General features: G+C 60.8%; 26 protein-coding genes. 14 read left to right on the forward strand and 12 right to left on the reverse strand.

Annotated elements, in window-relative coordinates:
* Positions 1 to 7: 7 nt before the first annotated feature.
* From ACR0KX_RS15575 to argH, 5 genes are all read right to left on the reverse strand, one after another.
* Positions 8 to 2,551, reverse strand: a complete 2,544-nt coding sequence (locus ACR0KX_RS15575; protein WP_170624039.1) for a TIGR02302 family protein — start codon at positions 2,549 to 2,551, stop codon at positions 8 to 10.
* Between the two features lie 36 nt (positions 2,552 to 2,587).
* Positions 2,588 to 3,853: a diaminopimelate decarboxylase gene (gene lysA / locus ACR0KX_RS15580; RefSeq protein ID WP_170624041.1), complete on the reverse strand. Its 1,266-nt coding sequence runs from the start codon at positions 3,851 to 3,853 to the stop codon at positions 2,588 to 2,590.
* A 70-nt stretch (positions 3,854 to 3,923) separates the two neighbouring features.
* Positions 3,924 to 4,073, reverse strand: coding sequence for a hypothetical protein (locus ACR0KX_RS15585; protein WP_170455687.1), 150 nt, complete (start codon positions 4,071 to 4,073; stop codon positions 3,924 to 3,926).
* A gap of 73 nt (positions 4,074 to 4,146) precedes the next feature.
* Positions 4,147 to 4,329 carry an argininosuccinate lyase gene (locus ACR0KX_RS15590; RefSeq protein ID WP_170455689.1) on the reverse strand — a complete coding sequence of 61 codons (183 nt, stop codon included), beginning with the start codon at positions 4,327 to 4,329 and terminating at the stop codon, positions 4,147 to 4,149.
* The gene (gene argH / locus ACR0KX_RS15595) at positions 4,329 to 5,717 is read right to left on the reverse strand and encodes an argininosuccinate lyase (RefSeq protein WP_170624042.1); all 1,389 of its coding nucleotides are present in this window, start codon (positions 5,715 to 5,717) and stop codon (positions 4,329 to 4,331) included. Before argH ends, ACR0KX_RS15590 begins: the two co-directional genes overlap by 1 nt.
* A gap of 21 nt (positions 5,718 to 5,738) precedes the next feature.
* On the opposite strand from argH, the gene ACR0KX_RS15600 reads away from it, so the two are divergent.
* The 10 genes from ACR0KX_RS15600 (at position 5,739) to yddG (ending at position 13,758) form a co-directional block, all read left to right on the forward strand.
* Positions 5,739 to 6,305, forward strand: a complete 567-nt coding sequence (locus ACR0KX_RS15600; protein WP_170624044.1) for a TlpA disulfide reductase family protein — start codon at positions 5,739 to 5,741, stop codon at positions 6,303 to 6,305.
* A gap of 111 nt (positions 6,306 to 6,416) precedes the next feature.
* Positions 6,417 to 6,746, forward strand: coding sequence for a hypothetical protein (locus tag ACR0KX_RS15605; RefSeq protein WP_170522204.1), 330 nt, complete (start codon positions 6,417 to 6,419; stop codon positions 6,744 to 6,746).
* Positions 6,747 to 6,806: 60 nt separating this feature from the next.
* Positions 6,807 to 7,193, forward strand: coding sequence for a hypothetical protein (locus tag ACR0KX_RS15610; protein WP_170624046.1), 387 nt, complete (start codon positions 6,807 to 6,809; stop codon positions 7,191 to 7,193).
* Entirely contained in the window at positions 7,190 to 8,161 is a 972-nt protein-coding gene (locus ACR0KX_RS15615) for a sterol desaturase family protein (RefSeq protein ID WP_170453154.1), read from the forward strand. The genes ACR0KX_RS15610 and ACR0KX_RS15615 overlap by 4 nt, the downstream gene beginning before the upstream one ends.
* Before the next feature lie 95 nt (positions 8,162 to 8,256).
* Positions 8,257 to 8,445: a hypothetical protein gene (locus tag ACR0KX_RS15620; RefSeq protein ID WP_170624048.1), complete on the forward strand. Its 189-nt coding sequence runs from the start codon at positions 8,257 to 8,259 to the stop codon at positions 8,443 to 8,445.
* 88 nt (positions 8,446 to 8,533) lie between these two features.
* Entirely contained in the window at positions 8,534 to 9,367 is an 834-nt protein-coding gene (locus ACR0KX_RS15625) for an EAL domain-containing protein (protein WP_170522196.1), read from the forward strand.
* Between the two features lie 193 nt (positions 9,368 to 9,560).
* Positions 9,561 to 10,736 carry an acetyl-CoA C-acetyltransferase gene (locus ACR0KX_RS15630; RefSeq protein WP_170624050.1) on the forward strand — a complete coding sequence of 392 codons (1,176 nt, stop codon included), beginning with the start codon at positions 9,561 to 9,563 and terminating at the stop codon, positions 10,734 to 10,736.
* Positions 10,737 to 10,923: 187 nt separating this feature from the next.
* On the forward strand, positions 10,924 to 11,646 hold the full coding sequence (gene phbB / locus ACR0KX_RS15635; RefSeq protein ID WP_170453158.1) for an acetoacetyl-CoA reductase: 723 nt from the start codon (positions 10,924 to 10,926) through the stop codon (positions 11,644 to 11,646).
* A 301-nt stretch (positions 11,647 to 11,947) separates the two neighbouring features.
* Entirely contained in the window at positions 11,948 to 12,895 is a 948-nt protein-coding gene (locus tag ACR0KX_RS15640; protein WP_170453159.1) for a transcriptional regulator GcvA, read from the forward strand.
* Entirely contained in the window at positions 12,892 to 13,758 is an 867-nt protein-coding gene (yddG, locus tag ACR0KX_RS15645; protein WP_480708569.1) for an aromatic amino acid exporter YddG, read from the forward strand. The genes ACR0KX_RS15640 and yddG overlap by 4 nt, the downstream gene beginning before the upstream one ends.
* Here yddG and ACR0KX_RS15650 read toward each other — a convergent pair.
* From ACR0KX_RS15650 to ACR0KX_RS15660, 3 genes are all read right to left on the reverse strand, one after another.
* Positions 13,755 to 13,919 carry a DUF465 domain-containing protein gene (locus ACR0KX_RS15650; RefSeq protein WP_170453161.1) on the reverse strand — a complete coding sequence of 55 codons (165 nt, stop codon included), beginning with the start codon at positions 13,917 to 13,919 and terminating at the stop codon, positions 13,755 to 13,757. The genes yddG and ACR0KX_RS15650 overlap by 4 nt on opposite strands.
* A 115-nt stretch (positions 13,920 to 14,034) precedes the next feature.
* A complete protein-coding gene (locus tag ACR0KX_RS15655; protein ID WP_170624056.1) occupies positions 14,035 to 14,814 on the reverse strand; it encodes a methyltransferase in 780 nt (259 codons plus the stop codon).
* The gene (locus ACR0KX_RS15660) at positions 14,811 to 15,026 is read right to left on the reverse strand and encodes a putative signal transducing protein (protein ID WP_037316655.1); all 216 of its coding nucleotides are present in this window, start codon (positions 15,024 to 15,026) and stop codon (positions 14,811 to 14,813) included. Before ACR0KX_RS15660 ends, ACR0KX_RS15655 begins: the two co-directional genes overlap by 4 nt.
* A 56-nt stretch (positions 15,027 to 15,082) precedes the next feature.
* On the opposite strand from ACR0KX_RS15660, the gene ACR0KX_RS15665 reads away from it, so the two are divergent.
* On the forward strand, positions 15,083 to 16,081 hold the full coding sequence (locus ACR0KX_RS15665) for a polyprenyl synthetase family protein (RefSeq protein ID WP_170624058.1): 999 nt from the start codon (positions 15,083 to 15,085) through the stop codon (positions 16,079 to 16,081).
* On the opposite strand, the gene ACR0KX_RS15670 is transcribed toward ACR0KX_RS15665, so the two are convergent.
* From ACR0KX_RS15670 to soxR, 4 genes are all read right to left on the reverse strand, one after another.
* Positions 16,074 to 16,895 (reverse strand): 4-(cytidine 5'-diphospho)-2-C-methyl-D-erythritol kinase, encoded by an 822-nt coding sequence (locus ACR0KX_RS15670; protein ID WP_170624060.1) that lies wholly within the window; start codon positions 16,893 to 16,895, stop codon positions 16,074 to 16,076. The genes ACR0KX_RS15665 and ACR0KX_RS15670 overlap by 8 nt on opposite strands.
* Positions 16,885 to 18,600: a tetratricopeptide repeat protein gene (locus ACR0KX_RS15675; RefSeq protein WP_480708570.1), complete on the reverse strand. Its 1,716-nt coding sequence runs from the start codon at positions 18,598 to 18,600 to the stop codon at positions 16,885 to 16,887. The genes ACR0KX_RS15670 and ACR0KX_RS15675 overlap by 11 nt, the downstream gene beginning before the upstream one ends.
* A gap of 101 nt (positions 18,601 to 18,701) precedes the next feature.
* Complete coding sequence (locus ACR0KX_RS15680; RefSeq protein ID WP_170522180.1) at positions 18,702 to 20,348, reverse strand: electron transfer flavoprotein-ubiquinone oxidoreductase; 1,647 nt, start codon at positions 20,346 to 20,348, stop codon at positions 18,702 to 18,704.
* 135 nt (positions 20,349 to 20,483) lie between these two features.
* Positions 20,484 to 20,939, reverse strand: coding sequence for a redox-sensitive transcriptional activator SoxR (gene soxR / locus ACR0KX_RS15685; protein ID WP_170453167.1), 456 nt, complete (start codon positions 20,937 to 20,939; stop codon positions 20,484 to 20,486).
* Between the two features lie 89 nt (positions 20,940 to 21,028).
* Here soxR and ACR0KX_RS15690 point away from each other — a divergent pair, with 89 nt between their 5' ends.
* The 3 genes from ACR0KX_RS15690 (at position 21,029) to ACR0KX_RS15700 (ending at position 23,125) form a co-directional block, all read left to right on the forward strand.
* Positions 21,029 to 21,409, forward strand: a complete 381-nt coding sequence (locus tag ACR0KX_RS15690) for a VOC family protein (protein WP_170522176.1) — start codon at positions 21,029 to 21,031, stop codon at positions 21,407 to 21,409.
* A gap of 235 nt (positions 21,410 to 21,644) precedes the next feature.
* Positions 21,645 to 22,115, forward strand: a complete 471-nt coding sequence (greA, locus tag ACR0KX_RS15695; RefSeq protein ID WP_170453169.1) for a transcription elongation factor GreA — start codon at positions 21,645 to 21,647, stop codon at positions 22,113 to 22,115.
* 14 nt (positions 22,116 to 22,129) lie between these two features.
* Complete coding sequence (locus ACR0KX_RS15700) at positions 22,130 to 23,125, forward strand: hypothetical protein (RefSeq protein WP_170624064.1); 996 nt, start codon at positions 22,130 to 22,132, stop codon at positions 23,123 to 23,125.
* Positions 23,126 to 23,134: the final 9 nt, after the last annotated feature.

The raw sequence follows: 23,134 nt of genomic DNA on the forward strand, positions 1-23,134 counted from the left end.
GACGTCGTCAGAACCGTTCAAGCAGCCGTTTCAGATATTCCAGTTCAATTGTGGGCCGGTCGCTTTCGCCGGTCCGGCGGCGGATTTCGTCCAGCAACTCACGCGCGCGACGATACACATCCTCGCCCTGCAACAGGTTTTCCTCGGTCGAGATTGACCCGGCAGCACCCGGATTGCGGCCCAGCGGATCGCGGTTGTTGGCCTGCGCCTCACCCTCCTGCGCGCCCTGACCGGGCTGGTTCTGCTGGTTCTGGGCCAAGGCCTCACCCAGCGATCGCATGCCCTCGCGCAGGGCTTCCATCGCCTCGGACTGGCGGTCTATTGCCTCGGCCAGATCATCGCCGCGCAGGGCCTGTTCGGCCTCATCCATAGCGCGCCCCGCCCGGCCCAACGCATCACGCGCGGCCTCGCCTTCCGGCGTTCCTGCACCGGGCAGGCCCTGCTCCTGCCGCCGCAACTCATCCCGCAGGGCCTGCTGACGGTCGGCAAGGTTGCCCTGTCCGGACTGGCCTTCCCCGGCCTGATCCGAATCCTGCCCCTGACCGCCCTGGCCCTCGTGGCTTTGTCCGCGGCCCATGCCGCCACTACGCCCTTCATTGCCCTGGCTCTCACCAGACTGGGCACCGGGGTTGAATTGTTCCTGCAGGTCGCGGAAGGCCTGATCGCTAAGGCCCTGTTGTTCGCGCAACGTCTCGGCCAGGCCTTCCATGGCCTGTTGCCCTTCGGACTGGCCGCCCTGACCTTGCCCTTGGGTGACGCGCATATTCTCCATCATCTGCTGGAATTCTTCCAACGCCTGCTGCGCCTCGGCCATGCGGCCCTGTTCCATCAGTTCCTGAATGCGGTCCATCATGGCCTGCAGGTCGTCCTGCGTCATCTGCATGGATTCGCCGTTCTGGCCCTGCTGCCGCTCGCCGTCTTCGCCATTCTGCTGTGCCAGACGCTGAAGCTGTTGCAAATAGTCCTGAGTTGCCTCGCGCAATTCCTGCATCAGCTCGGCAATTTCCTCGTCGCTGGCACCGTTTTGCATTGCCTCGGTCAAACGTTCCTGCGCGCGGCGCATCCGTTCCAAAGCATCCGCAAGCGTGCCGTCCTCGATCAGAACCGCAAGGTCCCAAAGCGCTTGCGCAATCTCCTCTTGCTGAGGCTGCTTCAGGCCATATTCCGTGAACGTCTCCAACCGCCGCAACAGAACGCGAAGCCGCAGATAGGCCGTGTCCGAGCGGAACAGATCTTCGGGGCGATGGGACACCGCGCGCAATACCTGCGCAACCCGCGCGCCATTGTCGCGCGACCACAGCAAATCACGCCGCTGTTCGATCACCGCCGCTGCCAGCGGGTCAAAGAACCGACGCGCTGGCAAGGCGGTCAGATACGGTTCGGATTCGGACTGCTGATCTGCGGCATCCCGCGCCATCAACGTGATGCGCACCGGCAGATGCGCCCACGGGTGCTGCGAGAAATCTTCGATCAGATCTTCGGTGAAATCGGCCCGGTCGCCGGTGATCGGCATGGGCAACTCGATCTGAATCACCTCGCGCGGCTCAGGCTCTGTGGTCAGGCCATAGCGGCGATCAACGGCGGCCAGATCCAGTTCGATCAGGGCTGAGCCCGAGACGACACCGTAATCATCGCTGGACTGGAAGGGCAATTTCATCTGCCCACCGGCTTCAGCCTCGGCCACGCCTGCGACGCTGATCCGGGGTGCGGCATCCGCGACCACATCCAGCGTCCAATCCCGGCCTGCGGGTCCGTCGATCCGCAACTGGCCCGAGCGGTCGACCACGAATTCCTGTTCCGGCGCGGTGGCGGCTTCTGTACCCAGAACAGAGCTTGTTTCGGTCAGGCTATGCGCCCCAACCTCACCGTAAAAGCGCAGCGTAATGTTGCTGCCCTGCGGCACAGACAGGGTCGGCCCGGACTGGTCGGCCAGATACAGGGTCGGCAGGCCGGTATAGCGCGGCGGCTCGACCCAGCCTTCCCAGGTGGGTCCCTGCCCGGCGACAGCCGTGCCGGGCGTCATCTCCGCGACCGAACCGATGCGCCAGAAGGACCCGAACAACACAGCCACCACCAGCGCCAGCAGCGCGGCGTAGCGCAAAGCATACGGATCGCGCGACGCAAGTCGCAGATCGGGTTTGACTGCCTTGGCTGTCGAGGCTCGCTGCGCCATACGCGCCTTGTGCGCGTGCCACAGCGCAACCGAATCCGCATCCGTGGCCCCAATTGCCTGATCATCCATCAAGGCCTGTATGGGCCGCCCCGGAAGGGTTTCATCCAGACGCGCCAGCGCCTCGATCCGCGATGGCAGATGGAATCGCCGGACCCCAAGAACCGCAGCCACACCCAGCGCAATCAGGCCAAGCGCGCCGATACCCCAGACAAGCTCGACCCGGACCTGATCCTGCAGGCCCAGCATCAATGCGGCCAAAATGCCCATCAGGATCGAGAAAAACGGCCAAAAAGCGCGCATAACCTGCTCGGCCAGCAGCCCCGCATGGGTCAGCCAAAGCGAAAGTCTTGGAATCGGCAGTTTCAATCTGTCGCGCAATGCGGGCCTCCTGATCGGGCCTGCACGCTTATCGCGTCAAAGCCACTCAGGTATGGTATCGCGGTTTATGATTTCGTCAAAGCTTGGGCGTTCACGAATAACTGCAAATTGATCCCCGTGCACCAGAACCTCGGGGATCAGGGGGCGGGTGTTGTATTCGCTGGCCATCACCGCGCCATAGGCCCCGGCGCTTCGGAAGGCGACCAGATCACCGGGCGCAAGCGGCGGCATGGTGCGTTGCTTGGCAAAGGTATCGCCACTTTCGCAGACCGGGCCAACGATGTCATAGGGTTGCTGTTCGACCCCGGCGGCAGGTTCCTGCACCGCGATAATGTCGTGATGCGCCTCGTACATTGCCGGGCGGATCAGGTCGTTCATCGCACCATCGAGGATCAGGAAATCGCGGCCTTCGCCCGATTTCACATAGATCACTTTGCTGACCATCAGCCCCGCATTGCCCGCGATCAGGCGGCCCGGTTCAATTTCGATCTCGCAGCCCAGATGGCCCAGCGTTTTCTTGATCAAAGCGCCGTATTCCATCGGCAGCGGCGGCGCTTCATTCGACCGCGCATAGGGAATGCCCAAACCGCCCCCCAGATCGAGCCTGCGGATATTGTGCCCCTCGGCGCGCAGTTGTTCGGTCAGCTCGGCGACTTTGGTATAGGCCAGCTCGAACGGCTCCAGTTCGGTCAATTGCGAGCCGATATGGACATCGATACCAATCACGTCCAGCCCCGGAAGGCTGGCGGCCAGCGCATAAACCTCGGACGCGCGTGAGATCGGGATGCCGAATTTGTTCTCGGACTTACCGGTCGCGATTTTCGCATGGGTCTTGGCGTCCACATCCGGGTTCACGCGCACGGTGATCGGCGCGATCACGCCCAGTTCCAGAGCGACGGCGTTGATCACCTCCATCTCAGGTTCGGATTCAACGTTGAACTGGCGGATGCCGCCGGTCAGCGCCGTGCGAATCTCATCCGCTGTTTTGCCGACGCCCGAAAACACGATCTTGTCGCCCGGAACGCCTGCAGCCTTGGCCCGCAGGTATTCCCCTCCCGAAACCACATCCATCCCCGCGCCCGCCTGCGCCAGCGTTTTCAGGATCGCCTGATTGCTGGCCGCTTTCATCGCGTAGCAGACAAGGTGATCGGTGCCCTCAAGTGCGTCGTCGAACAGCTTGAAATGCCGCAACAGGGTTGCCGTCGAATAGACATAGAACGGGGTTCCGACCGCAGCTGCGATTTCGGAAATCGGGACATCCTCGGCGTAGAGCGCGCCGTCGCGGTAGAGAAAGTGATCCATGACGCCGCGCTTAGACCAAAAGGGGGATACGGATCAATGGATTCCGGCACTCAACGCGCCTATCGGTCGCTCAGGACCCGGTCGAAACACCGACCCGCGCATAGCCGGACACGGAAACGCCGGATCCGCTGGGTTCTGGCTTGGGTTCCTGACGCGGTGCAGATGTGGGTTCGCACGCCGCCAGAACAGCAAGCGTCAGGATCAGGCCAAGAGTTCGCATAAATTCAGTTTTCCCAAGATGATGCGGCCCGACAGACATGGGCCTTGTTTGCAACATTGCAATGGCGCAGGGCTCAGACGCCCAGATAGACACCTAGGCCGCCGCGGCGGAAGCCAACGCCGCCGCCGACATGAGTGCCGCTGGATCCGACGCCGATCCCGAGGCTGGCGGTGGGCTGCACCGGCTCTCCATCCGCTCCGCAAGCGACCAGGGCAAACCCGGCCATAATCAGAAGAATGACCCTGAAGATATACATCACATCAATGCCTTCCATCGTTCGATCTGCGCACGAACCTGATCGGGGGCGGTACCGCCGTAGGACTGGCGCGAGTTTACCGAGTTTTCCACGGTAAGGACAGAATAGACGTCATCGGTGATGTCTGCATGGACCGATTGCATATCCTCCAGCGTCAGGTCCGGCAGGTCGCAGGCTTTCTGTTCAGCCATCGCAACCAGCGATCCGGTGACATGGTGCGCGTCGCGGAAGGGCAGGCCCAGCACCCGCACCAGCCAGTCGGCCAGATCGGTCGCGGTCGAGAACCCTGACCCGGCAGCGGCGGCGAGGCTGTCGCGGTTGGCGGTCATGTCCTTGACCATGCCTTCCATCGCCGCCAGCGCCAGCATCCAGTTGTCGGCGGCGTCAAAGACCTGTTCCTTGTCTTCCTGCATGTCCTTGGAATAGGCCAGCGGCAGGCCTTTCATCACCATCATCAAAGCGGTGTTTGCGCCATAGATCCGGCCCACCTTGGCGCGGATCAACTCGGCGGCATCGGGGTTTTTCTTCTGCGGCATGATCGACGAACCGGTCGAGAACCGGTCGGACAGCGTCACAAACCGGAACTGGGCCGAAGACCAGATCACCAGTTCCTCGGCAAAGCGCGACAGGTGCACGGCGCAGATCGACGCGGTGGACAGGAACTCGAGCGCGAAATCGCGGTCGCTGACCGCATCCAGCGAGTTCGCGGCGGGGCGATCAAAGCCCAGCGCTTTGGCTGTCATTTCCCGGTCGATGGGGAAGGATGTTCCAGCCAATGCAGCAGCGCCCAAGGGGGATTCATTCATCCGGGCACGGGCGTCGCGGACACGGGACAGGTCGCGGCCGAACATCTCGACATAGGCCATCATGTGATGGCCCCATGTCACCGGCTGCGCCGTTTGCAGGTGGGTGAAACCGGGCATGACCCAATCGGCCCCAGCCTCGGCCTGCGTCAGAAGCGCACGGATCAGAGCCAGCAGACCCGATTCCGCCGCGTCCAGCTGATCGCGGACCCATAGCTTAAAATCGGTCGCAACTTGGTCATTCCGCGAACGACCGGTATGCAGACGGCCCGCAGGCTCTCCGATCACCTCTTTCAGCCGCGCCTCCACATTCATGTGGATGTCTTCCAACGCGGTCGAGAACTGAAACTCACCGTTCTGGATTTCTGACAAAACGGTGAGCAGCCCTTCCCGAATGGCCTGCGCATCACTATCAGTAATAACGCCTGTGGCAGCCAGCATGGCGGCATGGGCGCGCGAGCCTGCGATGTCCTGGGCTGCCATCCGCTGATCGAACCCGATCGAGGCATTGATCGCCTCCATGATCGCGTCTGGTCCGGCGGCAAAGCGGCCGCCCCACATCTGGTTCGAGGATTGATCGGTCATGTTGGAAAACCCGGAGTTGATATGCGCCTTATTCGTCTGATCCCCCTTTATATGGCCCTTGCGCTGGGTGCAAACGCCGCTTTAGCCGCCGATGCCGAGACGCTCGCCCCCTTGCGCGAGGACAGCCTGAAGCGTCTGATCCTGCATTCACAGCCCAAGCCGGTGACGCCGGTGGACTTCGAGCTTGAGGATGACGGCGGCACAGCCTCGCTGGAGGATTACAAAGGCAAATACGTTCTGCTGAACTTCTGGGCCACATGGTGCGCGCCGTGCCGCAAGGAAATGCCCCAGATCGCCGAGTTGCAGGCAGAGTTCGGAGGCGACAAGTTCGAAGTGCTGACGCTGGCCACCGGGCGCAATTCGCCTGCCGGGATCAAGAAGTTCTTCGAAGAAAACGGCATCGACAACCTGCCCCGCCATCAGGACCCTTCACAGGCCGTTGCGCGCGAGATGGGTGTGATCGGCCTGCCAATCACCGTGATCATCGACCCCGACGGCAATGAAATTGCCCGTCTGATCGGCGATGCCGAATGGAATTCCGTCAGCGCCAAGGCGATCATATCGACTCTGGTCGGCGCAGCAGGCTAAGGAAACGGCTTCCAACCGCTGTCGGCCCCCATCAAATTCGATCTCGTGATACACTGTCCTCGCCCCGCTGTTTTGGGCGGGGCAGTTTGTGTGTTGGGAATGGAGGCAACGATGAAACCCGTTGTACTGCTGATCGGACGCTTACCGAATGTGATCGGAGATGTTGCGCGGCAACTGGATCACCTTCCGATCCAATGGCTGGGTGCACATGACCCCGATGAGGTGCGGCGGCAACTGGATGCTGAACCCCGGATCGCCTGTGCCATCATGGGGGCCGGGCTGGATGATATGATACGCGGTGAATTGGTGGGCATCATTGCATCCCGCCGCCCCGATATCTGCATCCATCTGAAAGACCGAAGCTCGGGCCCCGAAGGCCTGGTGCCCTTTGTGCAGCGCGTGGTGCAGCATGAAATCCTGGACCGTCTGGAACACGGCTGACGCAACGCCACCTTTGACAGCGATCTTCCCGCTTTGCACTCTGCCAGCGGGGAGAGAACTATGCCACTTGAGATATTGCTTGTACTTGTGGTCGGGGGGATTGCCACAATAACGCTTCTGTTGCACCTGAGCGGGCGGTCCCAGCGGCGTGTTCTGACACGGGAAACCGCACTGGCGGATTGGCAGCGCCACTTTCCCGACGATGTGGTGATCGATGTCACCGTCTCGCACGACGCCCATGCCGCTCTGGTTCGGACAGAGACAGGGCCGGGTCTGCTGTGGTCCTTTGGCGCGGATACGGTGGCGCGGCACCTGCTGGATTTCGACTGGATCGAACAGCCGGTCGGGTTCGAGTTCCAGTTTCACGACTTCACCACGCCCAGGGTGGTCATCCACCTTGACGAAATCGAACGCCAGCACTGGCAAAACCTGATGGACCTTTCATGACCGATCACATCAGCTTTCCCGACGCCGTCCAATGGGCTGTCCCGTTTTTTATCGCCGCCATCCTGGCCGAGTTTCTGTGGATCACGGTCAAAGGGCGTGGCGGCCGGTATGAGACGCGCGATGCCGTGACCTCATTGATCATGGGGGCGGGCAATATCGCCTCGGGCTTCTTGCTGGGGTTTATCGCCTATGGGTTCTTCATGTGGTTGTGGCAGGTCACACCGCTGAACCTTGGGACCTCGATCCCAGTTATCATCCTGTGTTTCGTGCTGGACGACCTTCGGTACTATTGGGTGCATCGTTTCGGGCACCGCATCCGCTGGGTCTGGGCCAGCCATGTGAACCACCACAGTTCGCAGCACTACAACCTGACAACCGCGCTGCGGCAGACATGGACCTATACGTTCACCTTCATGATGGTCGTCCGGGCGCCCCTGATCCTGCTGGGCTTTCACCCCGCCATGGTGCTGTTCGTTGGCGGGCTGAACCTGATCTATCAGTTCTGGATCCATACCGAGGCCATCGGCAAAATGCCCCGCTGGTTCGAGGCGATCATGAACACGCCCAGCCATCACCGCGTGCATCATGGCCGCAACGCGCGCTATCTGGATTGCAACTATGCAGGTGTTTTTATCATCTGGGACAAGATGTTCGGCACCTTTGTACCGGAACAAGAGGATGAGCGGGTCGATTACGGGCTGGTCCACAATATCGGCACCTTCAACCCGCTGCGTGTGGCCTTCCACGAATGGGTTGGCATCTGGCGCGACGCCACACAGCCCGGCCTGACCCTGCGTCAGAGGCTCGGCTATTGCTTCGCCCCGCCCGGCTACAGCCATGATGGCAGCCGGGACAGCTCAACGCAGATCAAAGAAAAGCACCTGGCGCGCCACCCCGAAGATCGCGGAACGCCCGGATTCGAGCATCTGGACAAGAACGTGCCCAATCGTCAGGCGGAACAGGTCTGACGCACGTAGTGCAACATGGGTCTCAACTTGAAATTCCAGCCTTCGACGCCATATGAGGGGACAGGTGCAATGTAACGAGTGGCCGGAGACCCGAAATGACCCGTTTAACAACTGTTTCGACCGTGGTTGGTCTGATGGGTCTGACTTTGGCCATGTTCGCCGCTTTGGCGACGGCGCTGACTGGCCTGATCGCACTGGGCTTTGTCATGATGATCATGGGTGTCACCGGTGCCGTGATCGGAGCCGCAGCCTCCCTGACACGCGCGTGGCAATCTGCCCGCTGAAACTTTCCCGACCTTAACCGCAGATTCACCTGTTTGACCTGACACTGGGCCGGACCTTTGTTCGGAATCACTCAGGGAACCGGCGCTCATGCGGGACAAGAAACGTGCGGATATACCCGAAGGATCGGAAAGCCCGTTGAACTCGGCCATCTCGGCGCGGGACAGATCCGTTGTGAAAATGGCGACCGAAGCGGTGAAGCACAAACAATGCAAGCTGGCGTTCCAGCCGGTTGTGCAGGCCGACCCGCCATATGCTGTCGCATTCTACGAAGGCTTCATCCGGGTTCTGGACGAAACCGGGCGGGTGATCCCGGCGCGCGAGTTCATGCCGCAATTGGAAAACACGCCTTTAGGCCGAGAACTGGATTGCATCGCACTGGAACTGGGGCTGCGTACGCTTGCCCGAAACCCCTCGATCCGGTTGTCCATCAACATGTCGGCCCGGTCGATCGGGTTCTCGCGCTGGACCCGGGTGCTGGACCGCTTTCTGAAACGCGACGCGGGTTTGGGGGAACGGCTGATCCTTGAGATTTCCGAACAATCCGCCATGCAGGTGCCCGAGCTTGTGATCGACCTGATGGACCGCCTGCAGGAACGCGGCATCGCCTTTGCGCTGGACGATTTCGGTGCCAGCGATTTCAGCTTTCGCCATTTTCGCGAGTTTCTGTTCGACGCGGCCAAGATCGACGGGCAGTTCATTCGGGGGATCAGCGAGCAGCCTGACAATCAGGCGCTGGTCCGCGCTTTGATCGCTGTCGCGCGGGAATTCGAGATCCTGGTGACCGCCGAATCGGTCGAAAACCAGGCGGATGCCGCGTTCCTGACCGCCAGCGGCGTCGATTGCCTGCAGGGTTTTCTGTTTGGCGCGCCCGCGGTTTCGCCCCCGTGGAAGCAGGAAAAGAAATCCAAAACAGGCTCTTAGGCAAAAACCCGCTTGCGACAACAAATCCTGTCCAACGCTGAGACAAGCTGTCCGTTGCTGCAATTGCAGCATTGCGGTATTGCAAAAGGTGCTGGAGCGGGGAACTTGGGGCGCTCTTGTACTGTCAGAGAGCCTCTCTGCCACCTGCGCCGTCAGATTTCCCTTTGGACCATGACGGTAAAGGACTGATTATATGACCAACGTAGTAATCGCATCCGCCGCACGCACAGGCGTCGGCAGCTTTAGCGGTTCGTTTGCGAACACCCCTGCACATGATCTGGGCGCTGCCGTCCTGGAAGCAGTCGTAGAACGCGCCGGAGTACAGAAGGGCGAAGTAAGCGAAACCATCATGGGTCAGGTGCTGACCGCCGCTCAGGGCCAGAACCCCGCCCGTCAGGCGCATATCAATGCCGGCCTGCCGCAGGAAAGCGCGGCTTGGGGCATTAACCAGGTCTGTGGCTCGGGCCTGCGCGCGGTTGCGCTGGGGGCTCAGCACATTCAGCTGGGCGATGCCGACATCGTTGCTGCCGGTGGTCAGGAAAACATGACCCTGTCGCCCCACGCCGCCGCCCTGCGCGCCGGTCACAAGATGGGTGACATGAAATATATCGACACGATGATCCGCGACGGTCTGTGGGACGCCTTCAACGGCTACCACATGGGCCAGACCGCCGAAAACGTCGCCGAGAAATGGCAGATCAGCCGCGATCAGCAGGACGAATTCGCCGTTGCCTCGCAGAACAAGGCCGAAGCGGCTCAGAAAGCGGGCAAGTTCGCGGATGAAATCGTGCCCTTCACTATCAAGACCCGCAAGGGCGATATTGTGATGGACAAGGACGAGTACATCCGCCACGGCGCAACCATGGAAGCCATGGCAAAGCTGCGCCCGGCCTTCACCAAGGACGGCTCGGTCACGGCGGCAAACGCATCTGGTCTGAACGATGGTGCGGCAGCAACCCTGCTGATGTCGGCTGAAAACGCCGAAAAGCGCGGTATCGAGCCTCTGGCCCGTATCGCGTCCTACGCGACCGCTGGTCTGGACCCGTCGATCATGGGCGTCGGCCCGATCTACGCCTCGCGCAAAGCGCTGGAAAAAGCGGGCTGGTCGGTTGACGACCTGGATCTGGTCGAGGCGAACGAAGCGTTCGCCGCACAGGCCTGCGCCGTGAACAAGGACATGGGCTGGGACCCGTCCATCGTGAACGTCAACGGCGGCGCGATTGCCATCGGCCACCCGATCGGCGCATCCGGCTGCCGTGTCCTGAACACGCTGCTGTTCGAAATGAAACGCCGCGACGCAAAAAAGGGTCTGGCGACCCTGTGCATCGGCGGCGGCATGGGCGTCGCCCTGTGCGTGGAGCGCGACTAAGTGCGTTGACACCCAAATAGAAAAGGGCGCTCTACCAGCGCCCTTTTTTGTTACAATCGAAGCATATCCGTTAGATGCGACAATATCGCCAAACAGAAAGTCGAAAACGATCACGAAACGATATTGCGCACCAATCTCCCTCAGAGTAACAGAATTACCAAGACGACTAAATTTGGAGGATTCCTAAATGGCACGTACAGCACTCGTAACCGGTGGCTCTCGCGGCATTGGCGCAGCAATTTCCAAGGCGCTCAAGGCCGAAGGGTACAATGTTGCGGCCACCTATGCAGGAAACGATGAAGCCGCCGCAAAGTTCACCGAAGAAACCGGCATCGCCACCTATAAATGGAACGTCGCCGACTATGACGAGTCCAAAGCAGGCATCGAAAAGGTCGAGGCCGAGGTTGGCCCGATCGACATCGTTGTGGCCAACGCAGGTATCACCAAGGACGCACCGTTCCACAAGATGACGCCCGAGCAGTGGCACCAGGTCATCGACACCAACCTGACCGGCGTGTTCAACACCGTTCACCCCGTCTGGCCCGGCATGCGCGAGCGCAAGTTTGGCCGCGTGATCGTCATCAGCTCGATCAACGGTCAGAAGGGCCAGTTCGCGCAGGTGAACTATGCCGCGACCAAAGCGGGTGATCTGGGCATTGTGAAATCGCTGGCGCAGGAAGGTGCACGCGCGGGCATCACCGCCAACGCGATCTGCCCCGGTTATATCGCAACCGAAATGGTGATGGCGGTGCCGGAAAAAGTGCGTGAATCGATCATCAGCCAGATCCCTGCTGGCCGTCTGGGCGAGCCGGAAGAGATTGCCCGTTGCGTGGCCTTCCTGGCCTCGGACGAGTCGCAGTTCATCAACGGCTCGACCATCTCGGCCAACGGCGCGCAGTTCTTCGTCTAAACCCGAAGCAGTGCAACAAAATCGGGCCGGTCCTTTTGGGCCGGCCCTTCTTAATCCCGTAAGCCCGCGCGCGCTGCGGTCAGCGGGAACCGAATAGCCAACCCCAGGCCTGATGGACCATCTTGCTGCGTTCTTCATGCGCGCGACGGATCGCATCCTGAACAGACGGGTTTGTCGTCATCTCGATCATGGCATATCCCCTTGGCTAAAGCTGAACTTGACTTGCCTTCAACATGGCGTTTGATTTCAAAACGTACAAACGAGAGTTTTCGACGGTTCGGACAAGAAATTCTTAAGCGACATGAGCGACAGGCTTCCCCCTCTTACCGCCTTGCGGGCCTTTGACGCCGCCGCGCGCCATATGTCTTTTGCCAAGGCAGCGGATGAGTTGAACGTGACCCCCGCCGCGCTGTCCTTCCAGATCAAATCGCTGGAGGAGCATCTGGGCCACCCCCTGTTCAAACGTCTGAACCGCGCGGTGGAACTGACCGAAGCTGGCAAAGCGCTGGCCCCCGGCGCGGCCGAAGGCTTTGCCGCGCTCAAATCCGCATGGGCCGCGACGCGCAGATTGCAGGACAACACCACGCTTACGGTCACGGCTGGGCCTGCCCTGACGGCGAAATGGCTGGCCCCACGCCTTTATGACTTTGCCCGCGCCCATCCGGAGATCGACCTGAGATTCTCGGCCACCTTGCGCAATATGGATCTTGAGCGGGACGATGTGGATGTCGCAATCCGCTTTGGCTATGGCCAGGATGACGGCTTGTATTGCCTGCCCGTGCGCAAGGAATGGCTGACCCCGGTCATGACGCCGGAGCTGGCCGAGCAATTCACGACGCCTGAAAGCCTGCGCGATGCGCCGCTGATCCATGACGATTCAATCGCGTTTCTCAAGCCGCCCGCCGACTGGCCCACCTGGTTTCGGGCGGTTGGTGTTGATTTCACGCCGACCCATGGCGCGCATTTCTCGAACGCGGATCACGCGATTGATGCGGCGGTGGCGGGGGTCGGTGTTGCCTTGGGTCGGCGCGCGATGATCATCAAGGACATGACCGAAGGCCGGCTGGTCGCGCCGTTCAAAACCGCCATTGAAACCAAGGGGCGGTTCCGGTTTCTGTGCCTGCCCGGTGCGGAAAACCGGCCACAGATCGCTGCATTCCGCGATTGGTTCGCGGCCGAGATTGAAAAGACCGCCCATATCTCGGATGAATTCACGATCATTCCTGTAGAAGACGTATCCCCGAAATGACCAGAAATCGCGCCACTGCCATCGGATTTATCGCCGTCCTGCTTTGGGCCCTTCTGGCGCTGTTCACGGTTGGCTCGGCCCCAACGCCGCCTTTGTTGCTGAACGCCATATGCTTCAGCATCGGCGGGTCCCTGGGGTTGATATGGATATGGCGGTCAGGCGGCTTTTCCAAATTGCGCAGCATCAGTTGGAAGATCTACGCTTTCGGCACAGTGGGCCTGTTCGGCTATCACGCGCTGTATTTCTCGGCCCTGCGCATGGCCCCTGCGGCCGAGGCGGGGCTGATCGCCTATCTCTGGCCCTTGCTGATCGTTCTGTTCTCGGGGCTGCTTCCCGGCGAGCATTTGCGCGCCGGCCATCTGATCGGGGCCTGTCTGGGCTTTGCCGGGGCCGCGCTGATCATCACCGGTGGCGGCAGCGCGGGTTTTCAGGTCGACCACCTGCCCGGATACGCGCTGGCCTTCCTCTGCGCGCTGACTTGGTCGGGTTATTCGGTTCTGTCCCGCAGACTGGGTGAAACGCCGACAAGCTCGGTTGCGGTCTTCTGCGTGCTGACGGCGATCGCGTCATGGGCGCTGCACTTTGCGCTGGAAACAACCGTCTGGCCGGGTACGACGCTTGGCTGGGCATCAACCCTGGCCCTTGGTCTGGGGCCGGTGGGGCTGGCGTTTTACGTGTGGGATATCGGGGTCAAACAGGGTGACATACAAATGCTGGGAACCAGCTCATACGCGGCGCCCTTGTTGTCCACCATGGTTTTGGTACTTGCCGGGATCGCCATGCCGACATGGACATTGGCGATCGCGGCTTTACTGATCACCGGCGGTGCGTTGATTGCGGCACGCGCCAGCCTGAAAGGTTAAGTTGACAGGCGCTCGATCTCTTCCTTGAGCTTTAGTTTTTGCTTCTTGAGCTGGGCGATATGGAGATCATCGATGCCTGGCGAGCGTTGGGCTTGTTCCACTTCGAGACCGAGAGATTCGTGCTTCTTCTTCAGTTCCGTCAGATGTGCGCTCACGCTCATGGCGATCCTCCTTGGTTGCGAGTGTATATGTCACGTAAGAAGTTGAGCACATCGTTTCCACCCTGTCACGCTGCAGACGCACAGATTCTGTAATAAATCCGACAAACTCGGCTGGTCATTGCCTAAGGCTGTGAAACGGACCCAACGCAGCCCCGTCCCGAAGGGCCGCGGAAACATCCGGGGTGTAGCTTTCCCCGTCCTTTTCGTGCCGCGCGCCCATATGCAAGATCAACGGCGCATGCAGGCGAAACGCGGCCCGGCCGCCTTTGCGGGCGCGCAAAATCACCAACTCAGCCTCGCGGCCCGCGCGTGCCGCAAGCGGCAGCACCTCGACCGACCCAAGCTGATCCTGACAGGCCATCAGCATGTCCGGCAGGCGGTCGGCCTTTTGGACCATGTGCAGATAGCCACGCGGAGCCAGCCGTCTGGCTGCCACGTCGATCCAATCAGCCAGGGGCGTTTCCTCGCCCAAGGCCACGCTGCGCCCGGTATCTGTGGCCGGGCTATGGGCACCGGCGCGGTAATAGGGTGGATTCGCGATCACATGGTCGAAATGGCGTTGTTTCAAATCCACCGGAAGTGCGGACAGATCGGATGTCATCACATCCAGCACGATATTGTTATCGGCGGCATTACGGCGGGCCAAATCCGCATAGGCCGGTTGCAGTTCGACCCCGCACATCTGCAAACCAGGCACCCGCGCGGCCAGACACAGGATCGCAGCCCCTGCCCCGCATCCAAGCTCCAACACCGATTGGCCACTGGTTGCAGGCACCGAAGCGGCCAGCAAAACAGGGTCTACACCGGCGCGATAGCCTTTTGTCGGCTGCCAAAGGCGCACCCGACCGCCCAGAAAATCGTTCCGGCTTAGTTCATGGTCGGCGAAACCTGTCATCGCCCCAGCGGGATCTCATTGTCGCGCATCACCCGTTCGGCGCGGGTCAGGTCATCGGCCCGCACCATCAGGCGGCGGGGGAAGATTCCAATGCCGCCTTCGAGGATGCTCATATTTACGTCCATCTGAAAGCAGTCTATATCCTCGCCTTCAAGAAGAGCGGATGCAAAGGCCAGGATTGTCGGATCGGTGCTGCGCAATAGTTCTTTCATGGGGATGGATGTAAGGGCAAGGCAGGACAGAAGTCGAGCCTTGTATCAGGAGTGTGATGGACATCAGCACAATCTCGAAACCGCATGAGCGGCTCGCCGAAATTCTGAGCGCTGAGATGGAGGCGGTGAATACGCTGATCCAGACGCGGATGGCATCAGAGCACGCGCCCCGCATCCCCGAGGTCACCGCGCATCTGGTCGAAGCGGGCGGCAAACGTCTGCGCCCGATGCTGACATTGGCGGCAGCGCGGTTGTTTGGGTACACGGGCGAGCATCATGTGCGTTTGGCCGCGACGGTCGAGTTCATTCACACCGCGACCCTGTTGCATGACGATGTGGTCGACGAAAGCGCCCAGCGACGCGGGCGGCCCACGGCCAACCTGCTTTGGGATAATAAGTCCAGCGTTTTGGTGGGCGATTATCTGTTCTCTCGCAGCTTTCAGTTGATGGTCGAAACCGGATCGCTGCGCGTTCTGGACATTCTGGCCAACGCTTCGGCCACGATTGCCGAAGGTGAAGTACTGCAAATGACCGCCGCCACCGATCTGGGCACCGATGAGGGTGTTTACCTGCAGGTCGTGCGCGGCAAGACAGCGGCGCTGTTTTCAGCCGCGACCGAGGTAGGTGGCGTCATCGCCGGGGCCTCGGACCCGCAGGTGCAGGCCTTGTTCGACTATGGCGATGCGCTGGGCATCGCCTTCCAGATTGCCGACGATCTGCTGGATTATCAGGGCGACAGCAAAACAACCGGCAAGAATATCGGCGACGATTTCCGCGAGCGGAAGCTGACCCTGCCGGTAATCAAGGCAGTCGCGCAAGCCACGGCGGATGAGCGCGCTTTCTGGGAGCGCACCATTGAAAAGGGTCGACAGCAAGACGGCGATCTGGACCACGCGCTTGGCCTGATGGACAAGTACCAGACGCTGGAGGCCACCCGGCAGGACGCGTTGGGATGGGCCAACAAGGCCAAGGCTTCGCTGGAATCGCTGCCGGATCACGAGGTTCGGACCCTGCTGCGTGATCTGGCCGATTACGTGGTGTCGCGGCTCAACTAAGCCGGGTCGCGCGGCACCACCAATCGGGATGGGCCGCGCCGATCTCATAGGCCGCGAAATGGGCCGCCTTCATCGACGGATAGAGCGCAAAACAGGTCGAGCCGGAGCCGGACATTCGGTTCAGCAAAACATCCCGAGTAGCGGCCAGTTCCTCCAGCACCCGCCCGATTTGCGGGGCAATGGCCACAGCGGGACCTTGCAGATCGTTTCGCTGGGCGGACAACCAATCGGCGCACGCCCCAATGTCGCCAAACGCGGGAATATCATCCGGCATCCCCGGATTGACGCGGGTTTCCATGGCCTTGAAAACAGACCCCGTAGGGACTTCAACGCCGGGATTCACCAGCAGTGCCGGCAACACAGGCAGGGCCATCGGCGCAACCTGCTCGCCAATACCACGCAGCCGCGACGCTTTGGCAACCATGCAAACCGGAATATCTGCACCAAGCGCAACCGGCAGCTCTGCAGGGATTTCGATGCCCTGACCCGCCGCATGGCGCAGCATGGCCGCGGCGTCAGATGAGCCACCGCCGATCCCGCCGCCATGCGGCAGGACCTTGTTCAACGAAACATGGCCCGTCCACCCCACAGCCTCGGCCGCTTTCCAGATCAGGTTGCGATTGTCGATGGGAACGCCTGTTGCGTGCTCTCCGGCAACCGAGATCGACAGGTCAGGCCCCGGCGCAAATTCCAACTGATCCCCCACATCCGCGAAAGCCACAAGGGAATCGAGCAGATGATAGCCATCCGCGCGCTGGCCGGTGACATGCAGGGTCAGATTGATTTTGGCGGGCGCGAAGGCCTCAGTTGCCATTGGCGACCTTCAATGGATCAGCGCCTTCCTCGGCCAGAACCACATCCAGCCCAACCTCAAGCTTGCGGCGGATGCGTTCGGGATCGGCCTCGCTGTCGGTATCTTCGGCGTCGATGAACGACAGCGCCCGTTTCCACTGAAACTCGGCCTCGCGGGCGCGGCCAACGGCCCAGTAGACATCGCCCAGATGGTCATTGACCACCGGATCGACCGGCATCAGTTCAACGGCACGCTCCATATGCTCGACCGCTTCGTCATAGCGGCCAAGACGGAACAGGACCCAACCCAGACTGTCGACGATATAGCCGCTGTCCGGGCGCGCAGCCACGGCGCGTTCGATCATGTCCAGCGCCTCGTCCAGCTTTTCGCGCCGTTCGACCAGCGAGTAGCCGAGATAGTTCAACACTTGCGGCTGATCGGGGTTCAATTCCAACGCGCGCCGGAAATCGGCCTCGGCCTGATCCCATCGCTTGAGACGCTCGTGCGAGATCCCGCGAGCGTAATGCAGAAACCAGTTGCCGCTGGATTCCGTCTCGGTCAGGTCAATGGCTGTGTCGTAAGAGGCCACCGCCGCCGCGTAATTCTCTTCCCGGCGCTGAATATCCGCCAGCGCGACATGAACGCCCGGCAGGTCTGGCTTTTGCGCGGCCAGATTCTGCAGCACTTCGATGGCGGCATCCGTTTTACCCGACCGGCCCAGAACCTCGGCCCGACCCAGTTCAGCGGCGTGATGGTCATTGCTTTCTGCGGGCACCTGACGATAAGCATCCACCGCCAGATCGTATTGGTTCAGCTCGTCCAGCAACTCGGCGCTCAGCAGAATAGCATCCACATGATCCGGGCGCAGGAAGCTGGCCAAGCGCGCATAAAGCAAAACGTAATCGGGCGAGGCCTCGGCGTTCAGTGCCGCGCCGACCGAGAAAAACACCTCGGCCATCCCATCACGCGCCGATCGCACATGGGTGAAGGGCAAGGTTTCACCGGCTGTGAGACGGCTGATGTAGTCCTCGATGGACGGATCGCTGCCCGCCGCAAAGACGTCATCCAGAAACGCCAATGCGTCGGCGTTGCGGTCCAGTTGTGACAAGACCTCGACCCGCGCCATCGCAGCACGACGGGAAAACTGCGCAATAGCCCCGTCATTTTCCGCAAATATCGCCTCGGCGCCTTCGAAATCCCCGATTGAGGCCAGCGCCATGGCTTTGTGGTAAAACGCAAACTCGCGCAATCCGTTTTGGGTCGAGACTGTATCGAACTGCTCCATCGCTTTGGTCATCTCACCCTGACCCAGATAGGCCCAGGACATCATCAAACCATCGACCAATGGCCCAACACCCTGAGTTTCAGGATCGCGGGCCAACAGTTCGGCCAGGTTATCATCGGCGATCAGGTTGGCGGCGACCACCATCCGCGCAGCCTGACTGGGCAGGTTCGCCTCTTCAATTGACTGCGCAACGGGCAGGGCGCGCTCGATCTCACCCAGCGCAAGCCGTGCGACGACAACGCTTTCCAGAAGCAGCGCGTTCTGGGGGTCGAATTTCAGTGCCTGAGCATAGTATTTCTCGGCCGCCGCATAATCGCTTTCATAGATCGCCTGACGCCCGGCCAGATAAGAGCCTGCGCCTGTATCCGCAGACACTGGAACCGCAACGGAAGAAGAGAGCAACACGGCCAATACCGTGCGACGAACAATGGAAATCACCAAAAGCCTGCCTTGCTGTCATTGACTGGGCGATAAGCTAGGGCCTTGGCCAGCAAGAGGCAATGGCAGAGCCTTCACGACCCTGCCAGTGCCCGTGTTTTTGCTTACATGTTGGGATAGTTCGGGCCATCCCCACCCTGCGGCGTGGTCCAGGTGATGTTCTGGCTGGGATCCTTGATGTCGCAGGTTTTGCAATGGACGCAGTTCTGGAAGTTGATGACGAATCGCGGACCGTTTTCATCCTCGACCATCTCGTACACGCCCGCGGGGCAGTAGCGCTGCGCCGGTTCGTCGAACTTGGGCAGGTTGACCTTGACCGGAATCTCAGGGTCGGCCAGGCGCAGGTGGCAAGGCTGGGCTTCCTCGTGGTTGGTGGCCGCAAAGGACACGTTGGTCAGGCGGTCAAAGGACAGCGTGCCATCGGGTTTGGGATAGTCGATGGGCTTGTGCTTGCTGGCATCCTCGGTCGAGTCCGCGTCGTTCTTGCCGTGGCCCAGCGTGCCGAACAGCGAAAAGCCCAGCGTGTTGGTCCACATATCCAGACCACCCAGCATTAGCGAGGCGGTCAGACCCCATTTCGACCACATCGGCTTGACGTTGCGCACCTTTTTCAGGTCGCTGCCAATAGCACCATCGCGCACGTCGGTCTCATATGCGGTCAGCTCATCCCCCGAACGGTCGGCCTTGATGGCGTCGAACGCAGCCTCGGCAGCGGCTTTGCCGGACAGCATGGCGTTGTGGTTGCCCTTGATGCGCGGCACGTTGACCATGCCCGCCGAACAGCCCAGCAGCGCCACGCCCGGCGCGACCAGTTTGGGCATCGACTGATAACCACCTTCGGTGATCGCACGGGCACCGTAAGCGACGCGCTTGCCGCCTTTCAGCAGCTCGGCCACCATCGGGTGATGCTTGAAGCGCTGGAATTCCATATACGGGTACAGGTGCGGGTTCTTGTAGTTCAGGTGAACCACGAAACCGACATAGACCTGATTGTTTTCAAGATGATAGATGAACGATCCGCCACCTGCGTTGCTGCCCAAAGGCCAGCCCATGGTGTGGGTGACGCTGCCTTCCTTGTGCTTGGCCGGGTCGATCTCCCAGATCTCTTTCATGCCGACGCCGTATTTTTGCACTTCCTTACCGGCCTGCAGGTCGTATTTGGCGATGACTTCCTTGGACAGCGAACCGCGCACACCTTCCGACAGGAAGACATATTTGCCGTGCAGTTCCATGCCCGGCTCGGTGTTCGGGCCATAAGAGCCGTCGGCTTCCAGACCAAAGACACCGGCGACCACGCCTTTGACTTCGCCATTGTCGCCATAGACCAGCTCGGAACAGGCCATGCCGGGGAAGATTTCCACGCCCAGTTCCTCGGCCTGCTCAGCCATCCAGCGGCAGACATTGCCCATCGATACGATGTAGTTGCCGTGGTTGTTCATCAGCGGCGGCATCGGGAAGTTGGGGATGCGGATCTGACCGGCTTCGCCCAGCATGTAGAAGTTATCTTCATGCACCGGGACGTTCAGCGGCGCGCCTTTTTCCTTCCAGTCCGGGATCAGCGCGTCCAGCCCGCATGGGTCAAGAACCGCACCCGACAGGATATGCGCACCCACTTCCGAGCCCTTTTCCAGAACAACAACGTTCAGGTCGGCATCAAGCTGTTTCAGACGGATGGCCGCAGACAGACCCGCAGGGCCAGCGCCCACGATCACTACGTCGTATTCCATCGCTTCGCGTTCAATCTCGGCCATCGCGGGCTCCTTAGCTAACTTTCCGAATTGGCGCTTTCACTGCGTGGTCTGCGCAATTTTGTTTCACGGGTGATTACCCGGTCCGAAAGACCTTGGTCAATCAAAACACGGCGTAACATTGCTGCAATGCGGCAGTTATGTATCCGGAGCGTCCCCCATCAGGTATCTGGGACCGCTACCATGGGACTTGGCCCGGTCATCAGGATTGTAAAGCGCGCATTTCGGCAGGCTGAGGCAGCCGCAGCCGATGCACCCATCCAGATTGTCGCGCAACCGCATCAGAGTATCGATTCGCTGATCCAGCCGGGCGCGCAGGGTGATGCTGATGTCCTTCCAGTCCTGCGGCGTGGGCGTGCGGTTGCCCGGCAGGCCGGACAGAACCTCGCGAATTTCCGGCAGGGTCAGGCCGAACTGCTGCGCAATCATCACAAAGCTCAGCCGTCTTATGTCGGCCCGCTGATAGCGCCGCTGCCCGCCTGCATTTCGCCAGGGCGCGATCAGGCCCTGCGCCTCGTAATACCGGATGGCCGACACCGCCAGCCCCGTGCGCCGGGCCAATGCGCCAATTGCCAGCCCTTCGGAAACCGCCATAGAACCCTCGCAAAAAATATCTTGACCTAAAGTTAGGTTTAGAAATTACGCTGAGTCGTGACAAGCAACAAATTCGCAAAGGAGAAACCATGATGGCGACGCTTGAACACACCAACTTCACCGTCCGCGACCCGCAGGCTTCGGCTGCGTGGATGCAAAAGGTCTTTGGCTGGAAGACCCGCTGGGAAGGCCCCGCCATTGCGGGCGGCTATACGGTGCATGTCGGCAGCCAGCACACCTATCTGGCGCTTTATGCCCCCGGAAACCCGAAACCCGCGGGCGAAAGCAGCTATGACATCGTCGGCGGGCTCAATCACGTGGGCGTTCTGGTCGAAGACATCGACGCCACCGAAGCCAAGGTGCGCGAAGCCGGGTTCACACCGCATAACCACGCCGATTACGAACCGGGCAGACGGTTCTATTTCGACGATGACAACGGCATCGAGTTCGAAGTGGTGCAATATGATTGATATGCTGTGTCTTTGCACCCCTTCGCGCCGCTGGCGGCGCAACAAGCCCCCGGATCACCGTCACAGGCGCGAACCGTCCCCGCCTGAACGGCGCTAAGTCGCGAATCGAACGCTGACTGCCCCTTGGCCTCTTGCAATTCACGCCCCATTTGGGTCAGGTACTGAACGACCCATCATTCGCCCCGACGCTTTCCCTGCGGCGGGGCGGCTCAATTTATGCGTGGACCACAAGACTATGGAAAAGATTCCAATGACGCCTGCGGGCAATGCCGCGCTGGCAGCAGAGCTGAAAAACCTCAAATCCGTCGAGCGTCCGGCGATCATCGAAGCCATCGCTTCGGCGCGGGAACTGGGTGATTTGAAGGAAAACGCCGAATACCACTCGGCCCGCGAAAAGCAGGGCTTTATCGAAGGCCGCATCAAGGAACTGGAAGGCATCCTGTCGCTGGCCGACGTGATCGACCCTGCCAAATTGTCCGGTGCGATCAAGTTCGGCGCCAAAGTCACGCTGGTCGATGAAGATACCGACGAAGAAAAGACCTGGCAGATCGTCGGAGAGTATGAGGCCAATATCGAAAACGGCCTGCTGAATATCAAATCGCCCATGGCCCGCGCCCTGATCGGCAAGGACGAAGGCGATAGTGTCGAGGTTCGCACCCCCGGTGGTGTGCGGTCTTACGAAGTTCTGAGCATCGAATACGCCTGACCGGAGCGTCTGATATGTCGGGGACCCAACCTGACCAGGAAACCGAACGGCCGACCTCTCTGGGCATCTATGATCGCCCCGAGCGGACAGGCGTGACCTCGATCGAAATCGCCGCAGGTGTGCTCAGCGTCATCTGGCTGGTGGTATCAGTTTTGTTTCTGGTGCTGCCCGACCAGACACAAGGCAGCGGGTTCATCGTGACCTTCCTTGCGGTGTTCATGCCGGTGGCGATGATCTGGGTTGCGGCCACAGCGATGCGGGCCAGCCGTGTGATGCGCGAGGAAAGCGCGCGGTTGCAGACGGCGATTGACGCGATCCGGCAAGCCTATGTCCTGCAACAGCAGCGGGCGGCCAGTTCCGTTGAGCCTGCGGTTGCCAAGAAACTGGACGAAATCGCCGCTGCCACGAAGAAAGCCGAGGATGCTCTGGCCACCTTTTCGACCAAACGGCGAGAGCCTGCATCGGGCGGCCAGCCTACGCTGGCTCCGGGCGATCAGACATCTTTGGCGCTTGGCACCACCGCCGAAGATATCGCGCCGCCACTGACAACCGACACCTTTATCCGCGCCCTGAATTTCCCCGAGACCGAGAAAGACACCGAAGGGTTCAACGCCCTGCGAATGGCGTTGAAAGACCGCAAGACCGCACAACTGGTGCAAGCCTCGCAGGATGTGCTGACCCTGCTCAGCCAGGAGGGCATCTATATGGACGACCTGCGCCCCGACATGGCGCGGCCCGAAATCTGGCGGCAATTTGCCCAAGGCGCGCGCGGGCGGTCCGTTGCGGCCCTGGGCGGGATCCGGGACCGGTCCTCGCTGGCGCTGACCGCTGCGCGGATGAAACAGGACCCGATCTTTCGGGATGCCGCCCATCACTTCCTGCGGCGCTTCGACAACATGATTGTCGAGTTTGAACCTGATGCCAGCGATGCGGAACTGACCGCGCTTGGCGACACCAGAACGGCACGGGCCTTCATGCTGGTGGGCCGCGTTGCGGGGACTTTCGACTAGAGTCAGGAC

It is taken from the genome of Ruegeria sp. BG5 (genome assembly GCF_056538425.1).

Coding starts and splice junctions, on each gene's coding strand:
- lysA (WP_170624041.1), bottom strand. CDS start 3,853: ATGGATCACTTTCTCTACCGCGACGGCGCGCTCTACGCCGAGGATGTC.
- ACR0KX_RS15585 (WP_170455687.1), bottom strand. CDS start 4,073: ATGCGAACTCTTGGCCTGATCCTGACGCTTGCTGTTCTGGCGGCGTGC.
- ACR0KX_RS15590 (WP_170455689.1), bottom strand. CDS start 4,329: ATGTATATCTTCAGGGTCATTCTTCTGATTATGGCCGGGTTTGCCCTG.
- argH (WP_170624042.1), bottom strand. CDS start 5,717: ATGACCGATCAATCCTCGAACCAGATGTGGGGCGGCCGCTTTGCCGCC.
- ACR0KX_RS15600 (WP_170624044.1), top strand. CDS start 5,739: ATGCGCCTTATTCGTCTGATCCCCCTTTATATGGCCCTTGCGCTGGGT.
- ACR0KX_RS15605 (WP_170522204.1), top strand. CDS start 6,417: ATGAAACCCGTTGTACTGCTGATCGGACGCTTACCGAATGTGATCGGA.
- ACR0KX_RS15610 (WP_170624046.1), top strand. CDS start 6,807: ATGCCACTTGAGATATTGCTTGTACTTGTGGTCGGGGGGATTGCCACA.
- ACR0KX_RS15615 (WP_170453154.1), top strand. CDS start 7,190: ATGACCGATCACATCAGCTTTCCCGACGCCGTCCAATGGGCTGTCCCG.
- ACR0KX_RS15620 (WP_170624048.1), top strand. CDS start 8,257: ATGACCCGTTTAACAACTGTTTCGACCGTGGTTGGTCTGATGGGTCTG.
- ACR0KX_RS15625 (WP_170522196.1), top strand. CDS start 8,534: ATGCGGGACAAGAAACGTGCGGATATACCCGAAGGATCGGAAAGCCCG.
- ACR0KX_RS15630 (WP_170624050.1), top strand. CDS start 9,561: ATGACCAACGTAGTAATCGCATCCGCCGCACGCACAGGCGTCGGCAGC.
- phbB (WP_170453158.1), top strand. CDS start 10,924: ATGGCACGTACAGCACTCGTAACCGGTGGCTCTCGCGGCATTGGCGCA.
- ACR0KX_RS15640 (WP_170453159.1), top strand. CDS start 11,948: ATGAGCGACAGGCTTCCCCCTCTTACCGCCTTGCGGGCCTTTGACGCC.
- yddG (WP_480708569.1), top strand. CDS start 12,892: ATGACCAGAAATCGCGCCACTGCCATCGGATTTATCGCCGTCCTGCTT.
- ACR0KX_RS15650 (WP_170453161.1), bottom strand. CDS start 13,919: ATGAGCGTGAGCGCACATCTGACGGAACTGAAGAAGAAGCACGAATCT.
- ACR0KX_RS15655 (WP_170624056.1), bottom strand. CDS start 14,814: ATGACAGGTTTCGCCGACCATGAACTAAGCCGGAACGATTTTCTGGGC.
- ACR0KX_RS15660 (WP_037316655.1), bottom strand. CDS start 15,026: ATGAAAGAACTATTGCGCAGCACCGATCCGACAATCCTGGCCTTTGCA.
- ACR0KX_RS15665 (WP_170624058.1), top strand. CDS start 15,083: ATGGACATCAGCACAATCTCGAAACCGCATGAGCGGCTCGCCGAAATT.
- ACR0KX_RS15670 (WP_170624060.1), bottom strand. CDS start 16,895: ATGGCAACTGAGGCCTTCGCGCCCGCCAAAATCAATCTGACCCTGCAT.
- ACR0KX_RS15680 (WP_170522180.1), bottom strand. CDS start 20,348: ATGGCCGAGATTGAACGCGAAGCGATGGAATACGACGTAGTGATCGTG.
- soxR (WP_170453167.1), bottom strand. CDS start 20,939: ATGGCGGTTTCCGAAGGGCTGGCAATTGGCGCATTGGCCCGGCGCACG.
- ACR0KX_RS15690 (WP_170522176.1), top strand. CDS start 21,029: ATGATGGCGACGCTTGAACACACCAACTTCACCGTCCGCGACCCGCAG.
- greA (WP_170453169.1), top strand. CDS start 21,645: ATGGAAAAGATTCCAATGACGCCTGCGGGCAATGCCGCGCTGGCAGCA.
- ACR0KX_RS15700 (WP_170624064.1), top strand. CDS start 22,130: ATGTCGGGGACCCAACCTGACCAGGAAACCGAACGGCCGACCTCTCTG.